The following is a 20,198-nucleotide window of genomic DNA, read 5'->3' on the forward strand; positions in this document are numbered from 1 at the left end:
CGAACTCTTGACGCTGAGACACGGTGCTCTTCTCCATCCAGACCATGGGCTTCTTCCGGGGCTTCGAAACCCCGAAAGCGTTACCCATGTGCTGGCACACCCGTTACCCATGTCTCCGGTCTAAACATGTTGCCAGAGAAAAGTCACCAAAAGAGAAGCGCTAACCGCACAACATTGGGCCTCGGGTGAGGCTCGCGCGCGAGAACGGCTGCTCGGCGGGTGCGCAGAAGCGAACCGCTGCGCTCTCGCCGCCCACTTGTCACGGGCGCCACAACTCGTGACGCTCAGCCGCTTAACGCCGGCTGCACGCCGGGCTCATCAGTGAAGGCACCACATGCTGTGACGCGCCGTCGACGGCGCTTGCCTTTCACTCGTGAGTTCGGCGTGCAGCCGACGTTAAGCGCACGAGCGGCGGATGAGCCGGGTTGGGGATAAGGACAGCAGCGAGAGCGCAGCGGTTCGCTTCGTGCCCATAACCCACCGCCTGTTCTCGCGCGATGTCTGTCGCAGGCCAGTGCCCGTGTGCGGTTCAGCGCCTCTTCTTTGGTGACTTTCTTCTGGCGCCCAGAAGAAAGTTACTCGCCCGCCGGGGCGAACTCCCGGCACGGTGCACCGAGCGCAAAAGGCTCCCCGCAAAAGCCCCCCGTCCACCGCAGCCCGCAACCCGCTGGCAGCTGCCCGCGCCCATCGGCCCACCCCACCTGTTCCACAATCTTCCATCCCGCCACAAGCACCCCAACCCACCATGTCCAAGCCCACCCTGCTGACCCTCGCCGCCGCCGCCCTGCTGCTCACCCAAGCCGCCCAAGCCGCCCCCAAGCCCTGCGACGAACTCAAGGCCGAGATCGCGGCCAAGCTCGATGAAAAGGGCGTCAAGGGCTACGAAATCGCTGCCGTGGAGAACGACAAGGTCGGCGACGCCAAGGTCATCGGAAGCTGCGACAGCGGCAGCAAGAAGCTGACCTACGTGCGCAAGTGAGGCCGCAGCGATGAGCCTCTACCTCGACCACCTCGCCACCCTGCAGCGCCAGGCCGAAAGCGCGCTGGACCGCGCCGGCCACGACGCGCTGGTCATTGCCTCGGGCATCGAGAAATACGCCTTTCTCGACGACCGGCCCTACCTTTTCCAGCCCAACCCGCACTTCAAGCACTGGCTGCCGCTGACGAACCACCCGAACTCGTGGATCGCCGTGCGGCCCGGCCACAAGCCGCGTGTTGTGTACTACCAGCCGCACGACTACTGGCACGTGCCGCCCGAGGCGCCCCGTGGCGAGTGGGTGGGCGCGGTGGAGCTGGTGGTCATTCGCGAGCCCGAGCAGGCCGCGGCCGCACTGGCTGACGTGGTCACGGCGCGCACCGCCATCCTCGGCGAGGCCGATGCCGCGCTGCCGGGCCTGGCGCCCAACAACCCCGAGCTGCTGCTGAACCTGCTGCACTGGGCGCGTGGCGTGAAGACGCCGCACGAGCTGGCGCAGATGCGCGCCGCCCAGCACCGGGCCGTGCCGGGCCACAACGCCGCCCGTGCCGCGTTCCTGGCCGGCGAGAGCGAGGCTGGCATCCACCGGGCCTACCTGCTGGCCACCGGCCACACCGACCGTGACCTGCCTTACACCAACATCGTGGGCCTGAACGAACACGCCGCGGTGCTGCACTACCAGTACCAAGACGCGGTGGCGCCGGCGGAATCGCGCAGCTTTCTGATCGACGCTGGCGCGCAGGTGAACGGTTATGCCAGCGACATCACCCGCACCTGGGTGGCCGAGGGGCATGAGGAATTCGCCGCGCTCATCGCGGCCATGGAGCGCGAGCAACTCGCGCTGGTGGACGAAGTGCGCGAGGGTGTGGATTACCGCGACATCCACCTCAGCACCCACCGCCGCGTGGCTCGCGTGCTGCGCGAGGCCGGCATCGTGAAGATGAGCGACGAGGCCATGGTGGCCGAGGGCGTGACCAAGCCCTTCTTCCCGCACGGCATCGGCCACCTGCTGGGCCTGCAGGTGCACGACGTGGGTGGCTTCATGGCCAGCGAGGCGGGCGGCGTGGCCGACAAGCCCGAGGGCCACCGCTACCTGCGCCTCACGCGCCCGCTGCAGGCCGGCATGGTGGTCACCATCGAGCCGGGGCTGTATTTCATTCCCATGCTGCTGGACGAGTTGCGGGCGACCAAACACGCGGCCCAGGTGGACTGGGCGGCGGTGGAGCGCCTGTCGCGCTACGGCGGCATCCGCATCGAAGACGACGTGGCCTGCCGCGCGGCCGGCGAGGCGCCGGAGAACCTGACGCGCGACGCGTTCGCGGCCGTCGGCGGCTGACGGCTCAGATCTCGGGGCTCAGGGCCGCGATGCGGCCTGAGCCCGGAGCGTGTCGATGAGGCCGTCGCAGGCGGCCTCCACCAGGTCCAGCACTTCCTCGAACCCCGCGTCTCCGCCGTAGTACGGGTCGGGCACGTGGCGCTTGCCGGCGCCGGGGGCGAAGTCCAGCAGCAGCTTCAGCCGGTGCCGTTCGGCCGGTGGGCACAGCCGCTCGGCGCGGGCGATGTTGTCGGCGTCCATGCCCAGCACGAGGTCGAAGCGGGTGAAGTCTTGGGCCACGAGCGGGCGGGCCCGTTGGGCGCTGAGGTCGTAGCCGCGGCGCAGGGCGTGGGCCTGGGCGCGTTCGTCGGGCGGCTCGCCCGCGTGGTAGCCGTGCGTGCCGGCGGAGTCCACCTCCACCGTGTCGGCCAGGCCTGCGGCCTGGAGCTTGGCGCGCATGACGCCTTCGGCCGTGGGGCTGCGGCAGATGTTGCCCATGCAGAAGAAGAGGATGTGGCGCTGGCTCATGGCGCAGAGCGTACCTGCTGGGCGACCGGCGGTGGGGGCGTTGGGCGCAGGACGAGAGGGATGTCAGAACCGCAGGTCTGCACGCAACGAGACCACGCGGAAGGTGGTGTTGCGGGTGCGGGTGTCGGTCAGCAGCGCGTGGCCGGTGGTGGGGTCGAGGTAGCGGGCCTCGGTGGTGACGAGGGCGTCGCGCGGCCGCAGGTTGGCCAGTGACAGCCGCCAGTTGATGCCGTCGCGCACGACGCCGCTGGCCCAGGCGAGGTAGGCGTCCCATTGGCGGCGGGCGGTTTCGTCGCGGCGCAGGGTGTCGGTTTGCTGCACGTGGGTGGCGGGCACCAGGTTCAGGTTGAAGCCGCTGCCGAAGTTCTGGCCCCAGGCTTTCCAGCGGTGGTCCAGCCCGAGGTTGAGGCTGCCGCGGGGTTGCTGGTCCAGCCGGTTGTTGGGGCCGGGCACGCCCTGCACCTGGCTGCTGAAGGCGGCCAGGTTGGCGCGCAGCAGCAGGGCTTGCCATTCGCGCGGGGCGTCGTCCCACACTTCGTCCAGCCGGGCTTTGAACTCGAACTCCACGCCCATCGTGCGGGCGCCTTGCAGGTTGCGTGGGCGGCTCACCCAGCGGGGCGCGGTGTCGTCCCAGGGCACGGTTTCCAGGTCGATGCGGCTGCGGATCAGGCTCTGGATGTGCCGCACGAAGGCGCTGCCCGACACGATGCCGCCGGTGGGCAGCCAGTGCTCCAGGCTGAGGTCCACGCCGGTGGCGAGTTCGGGCTTGAGGTCGGGGTTGCCGGCGCGGTCGGCAAAGGTGGGCAGGTTGGGGCCGGTGGGGTAGGTGGTGTTGATCGTCGGGCGGGCAATCAGGTCGTTCAGGCTGGGTGAGCGGTAGCTGCGCGTGAGGCTCAGCCGCACCTGGTCTTTGGGCCAGGCCTGTGGCTTCCACAGCAGGTGCAACAGCGGCGAGGTGACCTGGGAGACGTTGCGGGTGTCGGGCAGCAAGCCGGCGGCGTCAGACTGGGTTTCGATGCGCTCGTAGCGCAGGCCGGCGTAGACCGACCATTGCGGGCTGGGGCTCCATTCGTCTTGCGTGTAGCCGGCCAGGCGCTGGGTGCGCGAGCCCAGGGTGTCGCCGAACTTCTGCAGTGCGGGCGACTCCTGGCCGTCGATCAACGTGCGGCGCAGCTGCGTGCGCTGGCTCTGCTCATGCTCCAGGCCGCTCACCCACTGGTGGTTCCTGGCGGTCTTGAGGCTCCACTTGGCGCCCAGGCTGGTCTGCTGGTCGTCGGTGACGCTGTGGTCGTCCTGCTGGCGCTGGGTGTCCCCGCCCACGTCCTTCAGGCGTTCCAGGCGCTGGCTGTGGCTGGTGGATTGGAAGGCGCCCCGGCCGACCTTGAAGTCCCAGGTTTCTGCCGCGCTGGGCCGGAAGCTCGCCGACACGTTGAGCCGCCGGTTGTGCATGTGGCCGCTGGATTCGCCTTGCACGTCTCGAAAGCGGGTGAAGCCTGTGGCGGTGTTTTGGCTTCGGCCGTCGCTGTGCGAGAGCGCGAAGAAGGGCGCGAGGTGAACCGTCAGCGTGTCGCTGGCGCGCCAGCGCAGGCGGGCGTTGCCGTTGAGCGTGGCGCTGCGGCCCAGGCTGGCGCCTTGCTGAGTGGTGTCGTCCAGCGTCTGGCCGGTGGTGGTGTCGAGCACCTGGGTGCGGGTGTCGATGTTGTTGAAGCGCCGGTGCAGGCCGCCGTTGGTGGAGAACGCGCCCACCACCGCCGTGCCGCTGGGGCCGCCCCACTGCAGGTTGCGGGTCCAGCTGAAGTCGGCCTGGGGCTCGCCGCGGTCGCGGCCCAGCGTGAGGCGCAGCTCGTGGTTGGACTTCTGCAGCGGCTCGCGCAGGATGATGTTGATGGTGCCGGCAATCGCCCGCGCGCCGGTCTCGGCGGTGGGGGCGCGGTAGATCTCGATGCGCTCGATCTGGTCGGGCGGCAGGTCTTCCACGGCAAAGCCCGCCGGCGCGCGCTCGCCGTCCACCAGGATCTGCGTGAAGCCGGCGCCCAGGCCGCGCATGCGGATGTCGCCCCCGCGGCCCGGGCGGCCGCCGATGGTGACGCCGGGCAGGCGGCGCAGCACGTCACCCAGCACGGTGTCGCCGTAACGGTCCAGCTCCTCGCGCTCGATGACGATCTTGCTGGCCGTGCTGTTGCGGCGCCGGCTGTTGGCGCTGGGGCCGCTGCTGACCTCCACGCGCTCCAGCCGGTTGCCCACGGCAGCGCTGGCTGCCGCTGCAGGGGCTGCGGCGGCAGGGGCGGGGGAGGAGGGGGCTTGCGCGGCACCGTGGCTGCAGATGCACAGTGCGGCAAGCCCAATGAAAACGCGGCCCATGGGCCGCGCATTGTTGCGGAGCGCAGGCCCCGCGGCACACCCCGGGCGCTCGTCGACCTGAACGCCGAGGTGTGCCGCAGGCCCGGCGCTCAGAACCGCCAGCCGAGGCCGACGCTGGCCAGGGTGGGGTTGACCTTGAACTTGCCGGCCGACGCGCCGTTGGAATACACGGTGGTGCCCAGGTTGACCTTCTTCAGGTCGAAGTTCAGGTAGGTGCCCTTGCTGATTTCAACGTCCGCGCCCACTTGGAAGGCGGGGCCGAAGCTGTTGTGCTTGATGCCGGGCTTGAGCGCGGTGGCCACGGCCGGGGCGAATTCCACCGCCGAGAAGTTGGTGTAGTTCACACCGGCGCCCACGTAGGGGCGCACGGTGCCGGTGGGGTTGAAGTGGTACTGCAGCGTCAGCGTGGGCGGCAGGTGCTTGAGCGAGCCGATCTCGGTGCCGTTGGAGTACAGCTTCTGCTTTTGCGGGTAGGTCAGGATCAGCTCGGCCGCGATGTTCGGGGCCACGAAGTAGCTGAAGTCGATTTCCGGGAAGGTCTTGTTGTTGATGGACAGACCCAGACCCGTGCTGTCCTTGTTGGCGGAATCGAGGTGCAGGGCGCGCACGCGCACCAGCAGCGAGCCTTCATCGGCGTGGGCCAGCGGGGCGGCCAGGGCGGCCAGAACAGCGACGAGAGCGGGAACTTGCTTGAACATGGATGACTCCTGTGAATGAGGCCGTGCCTCGATGGAGTCATTCCACGCCGTTGTGCCCCGGCCGGAATTGATGCAACGCAACATGGGTGCGCTGCCAGGGGGCTGAAGGCCGGGTGACTTTGTGTTGGGTCAATCTCGGGCGAGATTGAGAGGGCGTTTGCGCAACAACCGCACGCCCGGTTCTGGGCTCAAAACAGCCGGCAGGCGTTCAGCCGCCCAGCCCCAGCCGCTTGCACAGCTCCAGCGTCAGCCCGCTCTGGTTGAGCGTGTAGAAGTGGATGCTGGGCGCGCCGCCGGCGATCAGCCGCTCGCACAGCTGCGTCACCACATCCAGCCCGAAGGCGCGGATGCTGGCGGCGTCGTCCATGAAGCCTTCCATCTTCATCTGCACCCAGCGCGGGATCTCGATGCCGTCGCGCTGCGCGAACTGCGCAATGCGGCCGTAGTTGTGGAAGGGCATGATGCCCGGCACGATGGGCTGGGTGACGCCCAGCTTGCGGGCCTCGGCCACGAAGTGGAAGTAGGCGTCGGCGTTGAAGAAGAACTGCGTGATGGCGCCGTCAGCGCCCGCACCCATCTTGTCGGCAAAGTGCTGCAGGTCCTTCGCGGCGTAACGCTGCTGGGGGTGGGTCTCGGGGTAGGCGGCCACCTCGATGTGCCAGTCCTGGCCTTGCGTTTCGCGGATGAAGCTGACGAGCTCGGACGCATAGCGGAACTCGCCCGCCGTGGCCGTGCCGCTGGGCAGGTCGCCGCGCAGCGCCACCACGCGGTGGATGCCGCGCTCGCGGTAGGTGGCCAGGATCTCGGCGATGTTCTCTCGCGTGGAACCCACGCAGGACAGGTGCGGCGCGGCCTCGAAGCCGGCGCCGGCGATGTCCATCACGGCCGCCAGCGTCTTGTCGCGCGTGGAGCCGCCGGCTCCGTACGTGACGCTGAAGTACTGCGGCTGCAGCGCGCCCAGCTCCTGCACGACGGTCTTGAGCTTCTCGACGCCGACCGGCGTGTTCGGGGGGAAGAATTCAAAGCTGACGGGGGTGGTCATCGTGAGGCGTACAAGAAGAATTCGCGGTTGCCGTCGCCGCCGTGGATGGGGCTGTCGAAGTAGTCCAGCACCTTCAGGCCCAGGGCCGTGCAGGCGAGCCGGGTGCGGGCTTCGAGGCGGGGGTAGTCGGCCTCGTCTTTGACGAGGCCGCGTTTGTCCAGGGCCTGGGGGCCGAGCTCGAACTGCGGCTTGATCAGCAACAGCAGGTGGCCGTGGCCCTCCAGCCAGGGCAGCAGCTCGGGCAGGCTGCCGATCATGGAGATGAAGCTCAGGTCGCCCACGATCAGCGGGAAGCCGCCGGTGGGCGCATGGGGGCGCAGGCCGTCGAGCTCGCGCACGTGGGTGCCTTCCAGCGCCGTCACGCGGGCGTCGGCCAGCAGCCGCGCGTGCAGCTGGCCGTGGCCCACGTCCACGCCCACCACGTGGGTCGCGCCGCGCGCCAGCAGGCAGTCGGTGAAGCCGCCGGTGCTTTGGCCCACGTCCAGCACGGTCAGGCCCGTCACGTTGGCCTGCACGTGTGCCAGCGCGCCTTCCAGCTTGAGTCCGCCGCGGGACACGTAGCGCAGCTCGGCGTCGTCGGTGACGCGCAGCTGCGCGGTCTCGGGCAGGTCTTCACCGGCCTTTTTCAGCGCGGCCCAGCCTGTGGGCGACGCCCACTCGGCCACGCCGCCCTGGATCAGCCGCTGCGCCGCCGACCGCGTGGGCGCCAGGCCCTGGGCCACGAGGAGTTGGTCAGCGCGCATGTCGCCTCACGAGGCTGGGGTCAGCGCGACGCCCGTCCCAGTAAAAGCCGCCCGCGGTGGCAAGCGCAACGGCCCCGAGAGCCGGCCACAGGGGCAACGCTTCAGGCAGGCGCCACCAGTAAAAAAGACCCACCAGGCCGCACGCCAGAACGGCGCACAGCTGAGCTCGGGAGATGCTGAGATCTCCCAGCCAGGCAGCCAGAGCAACGGCCAGAAGGCGGCGCATGGTGGGAACCTCGCTCGACTTGGGTCAGTACCGGTACGTGTTGGCCTTGAACGGGCCCGTCTTGCTCACGCCGATGTAGGCGGCTTGCTCGTCGGTCAGTTGCGACAGCTGCGCGTTCAGCGTGGTCAGCTGCAGCAGGGCGACCTTCTCGTCCAGGTGCTTGGGCAGCACGTACACCTTGCCGGCTTCGTAGCGTTCCTTGTGGGCGAACAGCTCGATCTGGGCAATGGTCTGGTTGGCGAAGGAGGAGCTCATCACGTAGCTCGGGTGGCCCGTGCCGCAGCCCAGGTTCACCAGGCGGCCCTTGGCCAGCAGGATGATCTTCTTGCCGTCCGGGAAGGTGACGTGGTCCACCTGCGGCTTGATCTCGTCCCACACGCAGTTCTCGATGGACGCGACGTCGATTTCGTTATCAAAGTGGCCGATGTTGCAGACGATGCTGTTTTCCTTCATCGCCTCCATGTGCTCGCGGCGGATGACGTTCTTGTTGCCGGTGGCGGTCACGAAGATGTCGGCCTTGTCGGCGGCGTACTCCATGGTCACCACGCGGTAGCCTTCCATGGCGGCCTGCAGCGCGCAGATGGGGTCGATCTCCGTCACCCAGACCTGGGCCGACAGCGCGCGCAGCGCCTGGGCCGAGCCCTTGCCCACGTCGCCATAACCGGCCACCACGGCGATCTTGCCGGCCACCATCACGTCGGTGGCGCGCTTGATGGCGTCCACCAGGCTTTCGCGGCAGCCGTAGAGGTTGTCGAACTTACTCTTGGTGACGCTGTCGTTGACGTTGATCGCGCGGAACTGCAGCGTGCCCTTGGCCGCCATCTCGTTCAGGCGCAGCACGCCGGTGGTGGTTTCCTCGGTCACGCCGATGATTTCGGCGGCCTTGCGGGTGTACCAGGTGCCGTCTTCGGCGATCTTCTTCTTGATCGCGGCGAACAGGATGCGCTCTTCCTCGCTGCCGGGGTTGGCCAGCACGGAGAGGTCCTTCTCGGCCTTCTGGCCCAGGTGCATCAGCAGCGTCGCGTCGCCGCCGTCGTCCAGGATCATGTTCGGGCCTTCACCGGCCGTGCCGGCGGCGCCGAAGTCAAAGATGCGGTGCGTGTAGTCCCAGTAGTCTTCCAGCGTCTCGCCCTTGTAGGCGAACACCGGCGTGCCCTCGGCAGCCAGCGCGGCCGCGGCGTGGTCTTGGGTCGAGAAAATGTTGCACGAGGCCCAGCGCACTTGGGCGCCCAGGGCTTGCAGCGTTTCCACCAGCACGGCGGTCTGGATGGTCATGTGCAGCGAGCCGGCGACGCGGGCGCCCTTGAGCGGCTGGCTGGCGGCGTATTCCTTGCGGATGGCCATGAGCGCCGGCATTTCGTGCTCGGCGATCTTGATTTCCTTGCGGCCCCAGTCGGCGAGCGACAGGTCCTTGACGATGTGGGCGGGGAGGTTGGCGGTCATGTCGGCTCCTTCAAGGGATGAAGCCGCTGACAGTCGAGATGGGGGGCTCATGGGCTCACCCCGACCGAAGGTCAGCGGGTGAGCGCGGTTGCAGTAGTCGGGTTCCGAGCCTGGCCTCAAGGGTGATGAGGTTGCAACGCTCCTCGGAAGCCGCGAATTCTAGCGACGCCCGCCGCCGCCGTGGGGATTACCCTGCGCCGCCAGGTGCCAACAAATCATCACCCAGGGCAGACACCAGCGCCGGCCGGCCCACGATCAGCGGGTCCACGGCCCCCACGCGCTCCAGGCGGCGTTCGGCATAGGGCAGGCGGTTCAGCACAAAGCGCAGCGCGTTCAGCCGCGCGCGCTTCTTGCAGTCGCTCTTGATGACCGTCCACGGCGCGTCCGACGTGTCGCAGTGCAGGAACATGGCTTCCTTGGCGTGCGTGTAGTCGTCCCACTTGTTCAGCGACGCCAGGTCGATGGGGCTCAACTTCCACTGCTTGAGCGGGTGCAGCTTGCGCTCCTTGAAGCGGCGGCGCTGCTCGTCACGGCTGACCGAGAACCAGAACTTGAACAGGTGGATGCCCGAGCGCACCAACTGCCGCTCGAACTCCGGCGTCTGTCGCAGGAACTCCTGGTACTCGGGCTCGCTGCAAAAGCCCATCACCCGCTCCACGCCGGCGCGGTTGTACCAACTGCGGTCGAACAGCACGATCTCGCCCGCCGTGGGCAGGTGGTTCACGTAGCGCTGGAAGTACCACTGGCCGCGCTCCACCTCGCTGGGCTTTTCCAGCGCCACGACGCGCGCACCCCGTGGGTTCAGGTGCTCCATGAAGCGCTTGATGGTGCCGCCCTTGCCGGCGGCGTCGCGCCCCTCGAACAGGATGACGACCCGCGCACCGGTCTCCTTCACCCAGGCCTGCAGTTTCAGCAACTCCACCTGCAGCCGGTACTTCTCTTTCTCGTAGCGCTTGCGCGAGAGCAGGTTCTTGTACGGGTAGGCGCCCTGGCGCCAGCGCGGGTTGAGCGCGGTGTCGGCATCGGCTTCGGCCTCCGGCATCACCGCCTCCTCGTGCTGGCGCAGCGCGCGTCGCAGGTGGCGGCGTTCGTCGGGCGAACTGCCGTCCAGCAGTGTGGCCAGTTCTTCGGCCAGGGCTTGCGGGCCGCCTTCGCCTTGCTGGTGGCGGCGCAGCAGCTCGGCCAGCGTCTCACTTCCGACGACGTCATGGCGTGTGGTGGCACGGCTGACGCGGTGCTTCTCCAGGCTCGCGTCGTCCAGCCGGGGCGGCGTGTCGCCCGCGCTCACGCGGCGGGCAGCGGGGCGGCGGGGGCGAGCGGCAGGGCGGGCTTCAGATGCGCGGGCGGGCTTGCGGTCAAGGGTGGGCATGGGCAGCAGCAGGGCATGACAGAACGATGACCATGCTGCGCGCGTGTGCCCGGCCCGGGTTTGATCCGCATCAAGCAGTGACGCCCAAAAACACCGCCATGCGGTCGATTTCCTCGGCCAGCGCCCCGGGGAACTTTTCGTCAGCCGGTGGCTGGCCACTCACGTAACCGCACTCGACGTTGAGCCTGCCGCCCTTGACGCTGGCATTGGCCCAGCCGATGACGTCGTCGCGCCACAGCAGCGGCAGCGCGTAGTGCCCGCGCACGCGCTTGGGCGCAGGCGTGTAGGCCTCGAAGCGGTAGGGCCAGCCCCACAGCAGCTCGAACCGGCGCCGGTCCCACACCACGGGGTCGAACGGCGCCAGCAGCCGCACCTGCGCCGGAATGCGCCAGCCGCGGGTCGGGTCTTCGTCGGCGGGCCAGTACCAGTCCACGCCGTCCACGCGCGCGTGGGCCAGCCGGGCCTTGGCGCGCTCGAGCGTGGCCTTGCGCAGGTGCTGCCACTGGTGCGCGGCGTTGAACAGCATGCTGATGAGCTGTGACAGGCTGCCCGCCGGCAGCGGGGCGTACTTCTGCACCAGCACATCGGCCATGGCGTCCATGGCGGCTTGCGGGTCGGGGTGGGGCTCGGGCGGCGTGCTGAGGCGGTAGATGCGGGTGCCGTTGTCGCGCCGCACCACGTCCAGGTGGCCGCGGTAGTGCAGGCCGTCCAGCAGTTCGGTGGAGAGCCGGCTGTTGCCGCCGAACCAGTTCTTGACCGCGCCATGGCCCAGCGCGGCGTCGACGTCGGCCGGGTGCGCGTCGCCCAGGCGCTGCACCTCGGCCAGCACGGCGCGGCCCTGCGCCCAGCGGGCGTCGTCCCACACGCGCCGGGCGGTGCGCGGGTGCATCAACGCGCGCAGCGCGGGCGTGACGAAGCCGTAGTTGATGAAGAAGTCTTCCTGCAGCGGCAGGCTGGGGTAGCGCCGCTCCAGGTCGCCCGCGCGGTAGCCCTTGACGCGATGGCGCAGCGTCAGGTCTTGGGCGCGGGCGGGCGCGCGCAGCGGGTCGGCCTGCACGAAGCCGCCCAGGCGCTCCACGGCCTGGAGCAGCGTGGTGGGCGTGAAGAGGCTGCGCGCCACGGCGTGGCGGCGCAGGGCGTGGAGGTCGACGGGCGAGGAGGGCGGGGTGGCAGGCAGAGAGGCAGGCAGAGGTGGGGCGGAGGATCGGCGCGTCATGACACAGGATGTACGGGAGGTACCGGAGGCGTGGGGCTGCGGGTGTAGCGGTCGGCGTCGGCCCGGCGCAGCAGGGCTTCGGTGTTCAGCCCGTCTTCGGGGTACAGGGCCACACCGAAGCGGGCCTGCACCGGCAGGCCGCCGGGCGTGCGGTCGGCGGCAGTCTGCCAGGGCACGGCGAGGGCGGCCTCCAGGTGCGCGCGGGCGGCCTCGGCGTCTGCGCGGCTGTGCACCGAATCCAGCAGCAGCACGAACTCGTCGCCCGCGAACCGGGCCACCAGGTCGCCCGCCCGCACACCGGCGCGCAGGCGCTGGCCCACCTCCTGCAGCACGGCGTCGCCCGTGGCGTGGCCGAAGCGCTGGTTCACGTCCTTCACCCCCGCCAGGTCCACGAACACCACCGCAAACGGCCCGTGGTCGCCCCGCCGGCGGCGCTGCAGGATGCGGTCTTCAATGCGGCGCAGGATGGCGCCGCGGTTGGACAGGCCGGTGAGCTGGTCGGTGAGCAGCCGGCGCTGCATGTCGGCAAAACTGCGGGCGAGGTCGCCGAGCTCGTCGGTGCGCTGCACTTCGGGCGGTTCGTCCAGCACGCCGTCGCCCACGCGCCGCGCGGCGTCGGCCAGCGCGCGCAGTTCGCGGGTCACGACGCTCAGCACCGCCCAGCCCAGCACCAGCACGATGGCCACCCCCAGCAGCGCCAGGCCGGCGGCATGCAGCACCTGCCGCTGCACGCCGGCCAAAAAGTCAGACTGCGGCGCCGCCACGATGACTCGCCAGTCCAGCCCCAGGGCCGGGTCCAGCCGTGCGTAGCCCAGCTGGATGCGCCGGCCGGTGGCGTCGGTGAAGCTGTCGGTGTGCGGGGCGGTGCCCGGCGGCGAGGCGGCCAGGCGCTGCTGCACGGCGGCAAAGGCGGCGGCGATGAGGGCGTCTGGGCTGCGGGCGGCGTTCAGGCGCTCGGGCGTGTCGGCCCCCTGCCGCCCGACCGGGCCGCCGCGGGACGCGCCAATCAGCTGCCCGTCGGCCTCCACCACCAGCGCCACCGCGTGCTCGCTCAGTTGCAGGCCCTGCAGCAGCGCGCTGACCTGCTGCAGCGACAGGTCCGTCGCCGCCACGCCGGCGGTGGCGCCTTGGGCATCCGGCACCCGCCGGGTGCGCGTGAGCACCAGCTCCAGCGTTTTGAAGTCGATGTACACCGGCGTCCAGTGGCTGCGCTCGGCTTGGGCCATGGCCGCCTGGTACCAGGGGCGCTCCCGGGGTTCGTACACCTTGTCTTCCACCACCGGGTTGCGCGGCGTGCCCGCAATGCCGCTGAGCCGCAGCAAGGTGCGCGGGCCTTGGCCGTCCAGGCGTTGGCGCACCTCGGCCTCGTCGTCGGTGAAGCGCCACAGGCCCAGGAAGCGGCCGTCGTGGTCGGCGTAGTAGACGTAGTGGTGCGGGTGGCGCTGCACGGAGGTGGCTTGCCACAGGCGCTGCGTGAGGGCCGTTTGCTGCGCCCGTAGATCGGTCGGCGCGGGCAGGCCGTCCGGGAAGGCGGTTTGCAGCGCGGCGTCGGCCGCGCCGACATGGTGTTGCAGCGACAGCGTGATGCGGCTCACCACCTCGGCCAGCAGTTGGTCGGACAGCGTGCTCACGGTGTCGCGCCCGGCGCGCCACGACAGGCTGCCCACCAGCGCCACCAGGGCCAGCACCAGCACGCCGTAGGGCAGGGTCAGCAGCCGGCGCAGGCTCAGGCGCGAGCTCCAGGGGGCGCGCGTCAAGGCCTGCGGCATGGGCGGCTCAGGCCTGCGCGGCTTCGGGTTGCGGGCCGCTGCCGGCGCCAGCGCCAGCGCCGTCCGCTGCGTGCAGCAGGGCTTCGGCCCGTTGCAGCATTTCGGCCTCGGTGCTGCAGAACTCCAGCCGGTAGCCGCAGTCTTCGTGCACCTCCAGCCAGCGGGGTTTCATGAACGCGGCGTCGTCGATCTCCGGCCCCACCAGCCACAGGCTGGCCAGTTCGGCCGGCATCACCTGCCGGCCCAGGCGCAGCAGGCCGCGGTAGGCCTGCAGCACCTCGGGCGAGGCCAGCAGGCTGCCGTGCCACCAGGTCAGCGTCAGGTAGGGCGGCGTGGGGCGCCAGTCTTGCAGCAGCCGGCCCACGGCGCGGGACATGGCAGTCACCATTTCCACGTTGAACGGCCCGGCGGCCGCGTAGCAGAGCTGGCCCGCCTGCGGCCACACCTGCAACTCGCCATGGGGCATGAAGCGCCCATGGGGCAGCTGACCGACGTGGATGCGCGGCGTGCGGGCTTGCATGGGGCCAGCATAGCGGTCGGGTGGGGTGCGGGGCGGCACTTAGAATGACGGGTTGCTTGTGGCTCGGGCGTTGGCTCGGGTGCAGCCATCGTGTGGTGTGGGCCTGTGGTTGGCCCGGCGCCCTCCTTTTTTGCTGGATTTCCTGAAGGAACGCAACGTGTTTATCTCCAACGCCTACGCCCAGGGTGCCGCTGCCGCCGGCCCGGAGAACGGTCTGCTGGGCATGCTGCCCCTGGTGCTGATGTTCGTGGTGCTGTATTTCGTGATGATCCGGCCCCAGATGAAACGCCAGAAGGAGCACAAGGCCATGATCGAGGCCGTGCAAAAGGGCGACGAAGTCATCACCGCCGGCGGCCTGGTCGGCAAGATCGCCAAGCTGGGTGACAACTTCATCCACCTGGAAGTGGGCCCGGGCGTGGAAGTGCAAGTCCAGCGCAGCGCCATCACCCAGGTTCTCCCTAAAGGCAGCGTGAAGGCCGCTTGAAGTTACCGGCCTCGCGCCCACATCGGTCGGCCCACGCCTGCTGGCGCTGACAAGGACTCTCCATGAACCGCTACCCGCTCTGGAAGTACGCGATCCTGCTCGTCGCGCTGCTGATCGGCACCCTGTACACCCTGCCCAACCTGTTCGGCGAAGCGCCGGCGGTGCAGGTGTCCAGTGCCAAGGTGACCGTCAAGGTCGACGCCTCCATGACCACCCGCATCGAGGCGGCCCTGCAGCAAGCCGGCGTCAAGGCCGACTTCGTGCAGTTTGACGGTGGATCGGTCAAGGCCCGCTTTGCGGACACCGACACCCAGCTCAAGGCCAAGGACGCCATCAGCAAGGCGCTGAACCCGGACGCGGGCGACCCGGCCTACATCGTGGCGCTGAATCTGCTGTCTCGCTCGCCCCAGTGGCTGGCCAGCCTGCACGCCAACCCGATGTACCTGGGCCTGGACTTGCGCGGCGGCGTGCACTTCCTGATGCAGGTCGACATGAAGGCGGCCCTCACCAAGAAGGCCGAGGCCCTGACCGGTGACGCGCGCACCATGCTGCGCGACAAGAACATCCGCCACGCCGGCATCAGCCGCGACGGCAACGCCGTGCTCATCGCCTTCCGCGATGCCGAGCAGCGCAACGCCGCGCTCAACCTGCTGAGCACCCAGCTGCCCGACGTTGTCTGGGCGCCGCAGGGCGAAGGCAGCGACCTGCGCCTGGTGGGCAACCTGAATCCCAAGGCCCAGGTGGCCGTGCAGGAAACCGCGCTCAAGCAAAACATCACCACGCTGCACAACCGCGTGAACGAACTGGGCGTGGCCGAGCCGGTGATTCAGCAGCAGGGCCTGGACCGCATCGTCGTTCAGCTGCCCGGCGTGCAAGACACGGCCAAGGCCAAGGACATCATCGGCCGCACCGCCACGCTGGAACTGCGCATGGTGGACGACGGCACCGAGGCGCTGGAAGCGCTCAAGGGCAACGGCCCCGTGCCCTTCGGCACCGAGCGCTTCATCGACCGCGGCTTCGGCCCCATCATCGTCAAGCGCCAAGTGGTGCTGACCGGTGACGCGCTGGTCGACGCGCAAACCGGCTTCGATGAAAACCACCAGCCCTCGGTGGACCTGACGCTGGACGCCAAGGGCGCCCGCATCATGAAGGACCTGTCGCGCGAGAACATCGGCAAGCGCATGGCCATCATCCTGTTCGAGAAGGGCAAGGGCGAGGTCGTGACGGCACCGGTCATCCGCAGCGAACTGAGCGGGGGGCGCATCAAGATCTCCGGCGCCATGACCACCGTGGAAGCCAACGACACCGCGCTGCTGCTGCGCGCCGGCTCGCTGGCCGCACCGATGGAAATCATCGAAGAGAAGACCATCGGCCCGAGCCTGGGCAAGGAAAACATCGAGAAGGGCATCGCCTCGGTGACCTGGGGCTTCGTGGCCGTGGCCGCCTTCATGTGCGTGTACTACCTGCTGTTCGGCGTGTTCTCGTCGCTCGCGCTGGGCTTCAACCTGCTGCTGTTGATGGCCGCGCTGTCGATGATGCAGGCCACGCTGAGCCTGCCGGGCATTGCCGCCATGGCGCTGGCGCTGGGCATGGCCATCGACTCCAACGTGCTGATCAACGAGCGCGTGCGCGAGGAACTGCGCAACGGGCTGCCGCCGCAGCAAGCCATCCACCTGGGCTACAAGCATGCGTGGGACACCATCCTGGACTCCAACGTCACCACGCTGATCGCCGGCGTGGCCCTGCTGGTGTTCGGCTCGGGCCCGATCAAGGGCTTCGCCGTGGTGCACTGCCTGGGCATCCTGACCTCGATGTTCTCGTCCGTCGTGTTCTCGCGCGGCCTGGTGAACCTCTGGTACGGCCGCCAGAAGAAGCTCAAGAGCGTGTCCATCGGTCAGGTCTGGAAGCCTGAACCCGAGGCCGAGTCGGCCGACGCTGCTGCCAAGGTCTGAGGAACGTAGAACATGGAACTCTTTCGCATCAAGCGCGACCTGCCGCTGATGAAGCATGCGTTGGTCTTCAACGCGATCTCCTTCATCACTTTCGCGGCCGCGGTGTTCTTCCTGGTCACACGGGGCCTGCACTTCTCCATCGAATTCACCGGGGGCACGGTGCTGGAGGTGGCCTACCCGCAGTCGGCCGACATCGAGAAAGTGCGGCACGTCGTCGAGAAGATGAACTTCGGCGAAGTGCAGGTGCAGCCCTTCGGCTCCTCGCGCGACGTGATGGTTCGCCTGCCGGTGCGCGGTGACGTCAAGCCCGCTGAGGTGGTCGACAAGGTGTTCGACGAGATCTGCAAGGCCGACGCTGGCACGGTCACCAAGCACCAGGAAGTCACGGCACAGGGCGAGCAGGTCAGCAAGCAGATCTGCAAGACCGCCGACGGCGCCGAGCCGGTGAAGCTGTCGCGCTCCGAAGTGGTGGGCCCGGCCGTGGGTGCCGAACTCGCGCAGGACGCGGCCAAGGCGCTGGGCGTGACCGTGCTGGGCATCATGATCTACCTGGCCATCCGTTTCGAATGGAAGTTCGCGGTCGCCGGCATCATCGCCAACCTGCATGACGTGGTCATCATCCTGGGCTTCTTCGCCTTCTTCCAGTGGGAGTTTTCGCTGGCGGTGCTGGCGGCCATCCTGGCGGTGCTGGGCTACTCGGTGAACGAGTCCGTCGTGATCTTCGACCGGGTGCGCGAGGCCTTCCGCAAGTACCGCAAGATGACCACGCACGAGGTCATCGACCACGCGATCACCTCCACCATGAGCCGCACCATCATCACCCACGGCTCCACGCAGCTGATGGTGGTGTCCATGCTGTTGTTCGGGGGGCCGACCCTGCACTACTTCGCCGTGGCCCTGACCATCGGCATCCTGTTCGGCATCTACTCGTCGGTGTTCGTGGCTGCGGCCATTGCGATGTGGTTGGGCGTCAAGCGCGAGGACTTGGTGAAAGTCGCCGCGAATCGGGACGACCCTAACGATCCGAACTCCGGGGCTGTCGTGTAGAGTGAAGCGAACCGCACAACCTCGCCGAGACGATCCTCCCGCTCCATGACCGCTGCCCGCAACCAGGCCCTGGCCACGCAGGCGCGGCGCGTCTACCTTGAGGCGCTCGTGCGCGGCATGACGCCGCTGGTGGCTGCGGTGGGCCAAGGCGCCACGCAGCTGCTGGCCCAGGGCGCCCCGCACGCCGTGATGATGGCCCGCCGTGATGCGGTGCAGGCCTGGCAGAAGGCCGGCCCGAACTGGCAGATGGGCGTGGTGGCCGCCCTGCGGCATGCGGCGGTGCACGGTGTCAGCGACAACGCCCGCGAGCATGACGCGGCGGCGCCGGCGTCGTCGCTCAAGATGAGCCTGGTCGACGACTCGACCATCGAGCGCGAAATCACCAGCTCCCGGCTCGCGCTGGTCATGATGGACCGGGCCACCTGGGAATTCACCGACCTGCGCACCCGCATGCAGGCGCTGGAAGCCCACGACGACCTCGCACCCCTGGACCTGCTGCGCGCGCACGTCGTGGCTCGCGTGGCGCTGGACGCCTGGGGACGTGCCGGGCTGGACGCCAACATCTGGCAACTGCTGCATCACGAGCTGCACGAGGAATTCGCGCAGCTCATCAGCGAGGCCTATCACGAGACCAACCGCTGGCTGATCGCCCAAAAGGTGCTGCCCGAGGTCGACCTGCGTCCCTTCATCCGTCGCACGGCGCAATCGGTGCGCGAGCCCGCGGCCGTGCCGGCTGCAGCGGCGCCCGCGTCGGCGCAGGCCGGGGCCGGGGCGGGTGGGGGCGCGACGGGCGCCGTCGGCGACGCAGCCGGTGGTGCCGGTGAGGCCTCGGGCTCGCGCAGCAAGGCCAGCAGCCAGGCCGACGAGGTGATGGCGCAGTTGCAGCGCGTGCTCGCGCGGCACGTGCCGGGCTTCCCGGTGGCCACCAGCCAAGTGCCGGCGCGGCCGGGCGGCGGCAAGCCGAGCCTGGCTGCGCTGGCGGGCAATTCAACGCTCAGCGGCACCGAGATGGCGGCGTCCGGCGCGCCCAAGCCGTCGCTGGCCGATGCCACGCCTGCAGCGGGCTCGCCCCGGCTGATGGGCGCCATCAAGCACGCGCAGGAATCGCTGCAGCGCCGTCCGGGCGCCGCGGCGGATTCCGGCGCGGCGGCCGGCGCCAGCGCGCCGCGGGCGCTGGAAGAAATCGGCGCCCGCAACCAGGCCTTCAAGCAGGTGCTCAAGCAGGCGGCCAACAACCCCGCCGAGCGCGCCACGATCGAAATCGTGGCGATGATGTTCCAGAACATCCTGACCGAAGAGCGCATCCCGGCCACGGTGCGGGTGTGGTTCGCACGCCTGCAAATGCCCGTGTTGCGCGTGGCGGTCAGCGAGCCCGACTTCTTTGCAGCCGCTGACCACCCGGCTCGACGCCTGATCGACCGCATGGGCGCCTGCGTGATGGGCTTCAACACCGCGCAGACCACCGGTCCCGGGGCTGAGCGCGCCAGCAACGACGCGCTGGAACGCGAGATCAAGCGCGTGGTGCAGGTGGTGGAGGCCTACCCGGACACCGGCCGGCGCGTCTTCAGCACCGTGCTGACCGAGTTCGAGAAGTTCCTCGACAACTACTTCGAGAACGAGAACCAGGCCTCCAAGCGTGGCGTGTCGTTGGCGCAGCAGGTGGAGCAGCGCGAGACGCTGGCGATCCAGTACACGATCGAGCTGCGCAAGATGCTGTCCGAAGTGCCGGTGCAAGACGGCGTGCGCGATTTCCTGTTCCACGTGTGGGCCGATGTGCTGGCCGTGACCGCCGTGCGGGCTGGGGCGCAGTCCGACGTCACCAAGGCCATGAAGCGCGCGGCGGCAGACCTGATCTGGTCCGCCAGCGCCAAGGCGTCGCGCGAGGAGCGGGCGGATGTCATTCGACGTTTGCCCCCGTTGCTCAAGACGTTGCGCGACGGCATGAGCCATGCGGGCGTGCCCACCGACAAGCAAGACGAACATGTGCGCCTGCTGAACAACGCACTCGCAGCCGCATTCACGGCCAAGACCGCAGCCATCCCGCGTGAGCGCCTGGACGAGCTGATGGACCAGCTCGAAACGCTGGAAGCCATGCTGCCCGAGGACGTCAGCGGCGACAGCGAGGTCGACGAAATGCTGGTGCGTGACCTCTCCGGGCACGAATCCGATGGCATGGAAGTGGTCGCCGAAGGCGGCTCGGCGCCAACGCCGGCCATGGTGGCTTGGGCGCGCGAGCTGCAGGTGGGCGGCTGGTTCATGCTGGACTACCGCGGCCGCAACGAGCAGGTGCAATTGGCCTGGCGCGGCCTGCGCAAACAGCTCGCGCTGTTCGTCACGCCCAAGGGGCGGGGTGTGCTGTTCTCGCTGAACCGCATGGCCGCCTTCCTGCAGGCCGGTTTGTTGCTGCCCGCGCAAGACGAAGCGCTGACCGTGCAGGCCACGCGCAAGGCACTGGCCAGGCTGGATGCCGATCCGGCGCAATTGCTGAAATGAAAAAAGCGGCGCCTCA

At 69.0% G+C, this 20,198-nt stretch carries 16 protein-coding genes and 1 riboswitch; of the genes, 6 read left to right on the forward strand and 10 right to left on the reverse strand.

All coding sequences use genetic code 11. The features are described from left to right. The first annotated feature begins 745 nt into the window (after nucleotides 1–745). Complete coding sequence (locus ACG01O_RS21420; RefSeq protein WP_394387555.1) at nucleotides 746–979, forward strand: DUF1161 domain-containing protein; 234 nt, start codon at nucleotides 746–748, stop codon at nucleotides 977–979. Between the two features lie 10 nt (nucleotides 980–989). Then, a complete protein-coding gene (gene pepQ, locus ACG01O_RS21425; protein WP_394387557.1) occupies nucleotides 990–2,312 on the forward strand; it encodes a Xaa-Pro dipeptidase in 1,323 nt (440 codons plus the stop codon). An 18-nt stretch (nucleotides 2,313–2,330) separates the two neighbouring features. Here the strand turns inward: pepQ and ACG01O_RS21430 are convergent, their stop codons facing one another. The 10 genes from ACG01O_RS21430 to ACG01O_RS21475 form a co-directional block, all read right to left on the reverse strand. Next, complete coding sequence (locus ACG01O_RS21430) at nucleotides 2,331–2,819, reverse strand: low molecular weight protein-tyrosine-phosphatase (protein WP_394387558.1); 489 nt, start codon at nucleotides 2,817–2,819, stop codon at nucleotides 2,331–2,333. Nucleotides 2,820–2,882: 63 nt separating this feature from the next. Next, the gene (locus ACG01O_RS21435; RefSeq protein ID WP_394387560.1) at nucleotides 2,883–5,180 is read right to left on the reverse strand and encodes a TonB-dependent receptor plug domain-containing protein; all 2,298 of its coding nucleotides are present in this window, start codon (nucleotides 5,178–5,180) and stop codon (nucleotides 2,883–2,885) included. An 89-nt stretch (nucleotides 5,181–5,269) separates the two neighbouring features. After that, nucleotides 5,270–5,878, reverse strand: a complete 609-nt coding sequence (locus ACG01O_RS21440) for an OmpW/AlkL family protein (RefSeq protein WP_394387562.1) — start codon at nucleotides 5,876–5,878, stop codon at nucleotides 5,270–5,272. A 208-nt stretch (nucleotides 5,879–6,086) separates the two neighbouring features. Then, the gene (gene metF, locus ACG01O_RS21445) at nucleotides 6,087–6,920 is read right to left on the reverse strand and encodes a methylenetetrahydrofolate reductase [NAD(P)H] (RefSeq protein WP_394387564.1); all 834 of its coding nucleotides are present in this window, start codon (nucleotides 6,918–6,920) and stop codon (nucleotides 6,087–6,089) included. Next, nucleotides 6,917–7,663, reverse strand: coding sequence for a TlyA family RNA methyltransferase (locus tag ACG01O_RS21450; RefSeq protein WP_394387566.1), 747 nt, complete (start codon nucleotides 7,661–7,663; stop codon nucleotides 6,917–6,919). The genes metF and ACG01O_RS21450 overlap by 4 nt, the downstream gene beginning before the upstream one ends. Before the next feature lie 250 nt (nucleotides 7,664–7,913). Then, complete coding sequence (gene ahcY, locus ACG01O_RS21455; protein ID WP_394387568.1) at nucleotides 7,914–9,332, reverse strand: adenosylhomocysteinase; 1,419 nt, start codon at nucleotides 9,330–9,332, stop codon at nucleotides 7,914–7,916. Between the two features lie 73 nt (nucleotides 9,333–9,405). Further along, a riboswitch (S-adenosyl-L-homocysteine riboswitch) is annotated at nucleotides 9,406–9,483 on the reverse strand. A 36-nt stretch (nucleotides 9,484–9,519) separates the two neighbouring features. Further along, nucleotides 9,520–10,701 (reverse strand): polyphosphate kinase 2, encoded by a 1,182-nt coding sequence (gene ppk2 / locus ACG01O_RS21460; protein ID WP_394387570.1) that lies wholly within the window; start codon nucleotides 10,699–10,701, stop codon nucleotides 9,520–9,522. A 70-nt stretch (nucleotides 10,702–10,771) separates the two neighbouring features. Further along, nucleotides 10,772–11,917 (reverse strand): DNA glycosylase AlkZ-like family protein, encoded by a 1,146-nt coding sequence (locus tag ACG01O_RS21465; protein WP_394387572.1) that lies wholly within the window; start codon nucleotides 11,915–11,917, stop codon nucleotides 10,772–10,774. Next, on the reverse strand, nucleotides 11,914–13,686 hold the full coding sequence (locus tag ACG01O_RS21470; protein ID WP_394387574.1) for a sensor domain-containing diguanylate cyclase: 1,773 nt from the start codon (nucleotides 13,684–13,686) through the stop codon (nucleotides 11,914–11,916). Before ACG01O_RS21470 ends, ACG01O_RS21465 begins: the two co-directional genes overlap by 4 nt. Before the next feature lie 7 nt (nucleotides 13,687–13,693). Then, entirely contained in the window at nucleotides 13,694–14,206 is a 513-nt protein-coding gene (locus tag ACG01O_RS21475) for a hypothetical protein (protein WP_394387576.1), read from the reverse strand. A gap of 157 nt (nucleotides 14,207–14,363) precedes the next feature. On the opposite strand from ACG01O_RS21475, the gene yajC reads away from it, so the two are divergent. From yajC to ACG01O_RS21495, 4 genes are all read left to right on the forward strand, one after another. Further along, nucleotides 14,364–14,690 carry a preprotein translocase subunit YajC gene (gene yajC / locus ACG01O_RS21480; RefSeq protein ID WP_394387578.1) on the forward strand — a complete coding sequence of 109 codons (327 nt, stop codon included), beginning with the start codon at nucleotides 14,364–14,366 and terminating at the stop codon, nucleotides 14,688–14,690. A 62-nt stretch (nucleotides 14,691–14,752) separates the two neighbouring features. Continuing rightward, nucleotides 14,753–16,642: a protein translocase subunit SecD gene (gene secD, locus ACG01O_RS21485; protein ID WP_394387579.1), complete on the forward strand. Its 1,890-nt coding sequence runs from the start codon at nucleotides 14,753–14,755 to the stop codon at nucleotides 16,640–16,642. A gap of 12 nt (nucleotides 16,643–16,654) precedes the next feature. Beyond that, on the forward strand, nucleotides 16,655–17,689 hold the full coding sequence (gene secF / locus ACG01O_RS21490) for a protein translocase subunit SecF (RefSeq protein WP_394387580.1): 1,035 nt from the start codon (nucleotides 16,655–16,657) through the stop codon (nucleotides 17,687–17,689). Between the two features lie 45 nt (nucleotides 17,690–17,734). Further along, on the forward strand, nucleotides 17,735–20,182 hold the full coding sequence (locus ACG01O_RS21495; RefSeq protein WP_394387581.1) for a DUF1631 family protein: 2,448 nt from the start codon (nucleotides 17,735–17,737) through the stop codon (nucleotides 20,180–20,182). Nucleotides 20,183–20,198 lie beyond the last annotated feature (16 nt).

The sequence above is a fragment of the Pelomonas baiyunensis genome (assembly GCF_043555935.1).
GTDB lineage: Bacteria > Pseudomonadota > Gammaproteobacteria > Burkholderiales > Burkholderiaceae_C > Pelomonas > Pelomonas baiyunensis.

Bases quoted from the DNA above. Each gene is read 5' to 3' on its own strand.
- ACG01O_RS21475 (WP_394387576.1), bottom strand. From the start codon at position 14,206: ATGCAAGCCCGCACGCCGCGCATCCACGTCGGTCAGCTGCCCCATGGG.
- ACG01O_RS21435 (WP_394387560.1), bottom strand. From the start codon at position 5,180: ATGGGCCGCGTTTTCATTGGGCTTGCCGCACTGTGCATCTGCAGCCAC.
- ACG01O_RS21465 (WP_394387572.1), bottom strand. From the start codon at position 11,917: ATGACGCGCCGATCCTCCGCCCCACCTCTGCCTGCCTCTCTGCCTGCC.
- ahcY (WP_394387568.1), bottom strand. From the start codon at position 9,332: ATGACCGCCAACCTCCCCGCCCACATCGTCAAGGACCTGTCGCTCGCC.
- secF (WP_394387580.1), top strand. From the start codon at position 16,655: ATGGAACTCTTTCGCATCAAGCGCGACCTGCCGCTGATGAAGCATGCG.
- ACG01O_RS21420 (WP_394387555.1), top strand. From the start codon at position 746: ATGTCCAAGCCCACCCTGCTGACCCTCGCCGCCGCCGCCCTGCTGCTC.
- pepQ (WP_394387557.1), top strand. From the start codon at position 990: ATGAGCCTCTACCTCGACCACCTCGCCACCCTGCAGCGCCAGGCCGAA.
- ACG01O_RS21495 (WP_394387581.1), top strand. From the start codon at position 17,735: ATGACCGCTGCCCGCAACCAGGCCCTGGCCACGCAGGCGCGGCGCGTC.
- ppk2 (WP_394387570.1), bottom strand. From the start codon at position 10,701: ATGCCCACCCTTGACCGCAAGCCCGCCCGCGCATCTGAAGCCCGCCCT.
- ACG01O_RS21430 (WP_394387558.1), bottom strand. From the start codon at position 2,819: ATGAGCCAGCGCCACATCCTCTTCTTCTGCATGGGCAACATCTGCCGC.
- secD (WP_394387579.1), top strand. From the start codon at position 14,753: ATGAACCGCTACCCGCTCTGGAAGTACGCGATCCTGCTCGTCGCGCTG.
- ACG01O_RS21450 (WP_394387566.1), bottom strand. From the start codon at position 7,663: ATGCGCGCTGACCAACTCCTCGTGGCCCAGGGCCTGGCGCCCACGCGG.
- ACG01O_RS21440 (WP_394387562.1), bottom strand. From the start codon at position 5,878: ATGTTCAAGCAAGTTCCCGCTCTCGTCGCTGTTCTGGCCGCCCTGGCC.
- ACG01O_RS21470 (WP_394387574.1), bottom strand. From the start codon at position 13,686: ATGCCGCAGGCCTTGACGCGCGCCCCCTGGAGCTCGCGCCTGAGCCTG.
- metF (WP_394387564.1), bottom strand. From the start codon at position 6,920: ATGACCACCCCCGTCAGCTTTGAATTCTTCCCCCCGAACACGCCGGTC.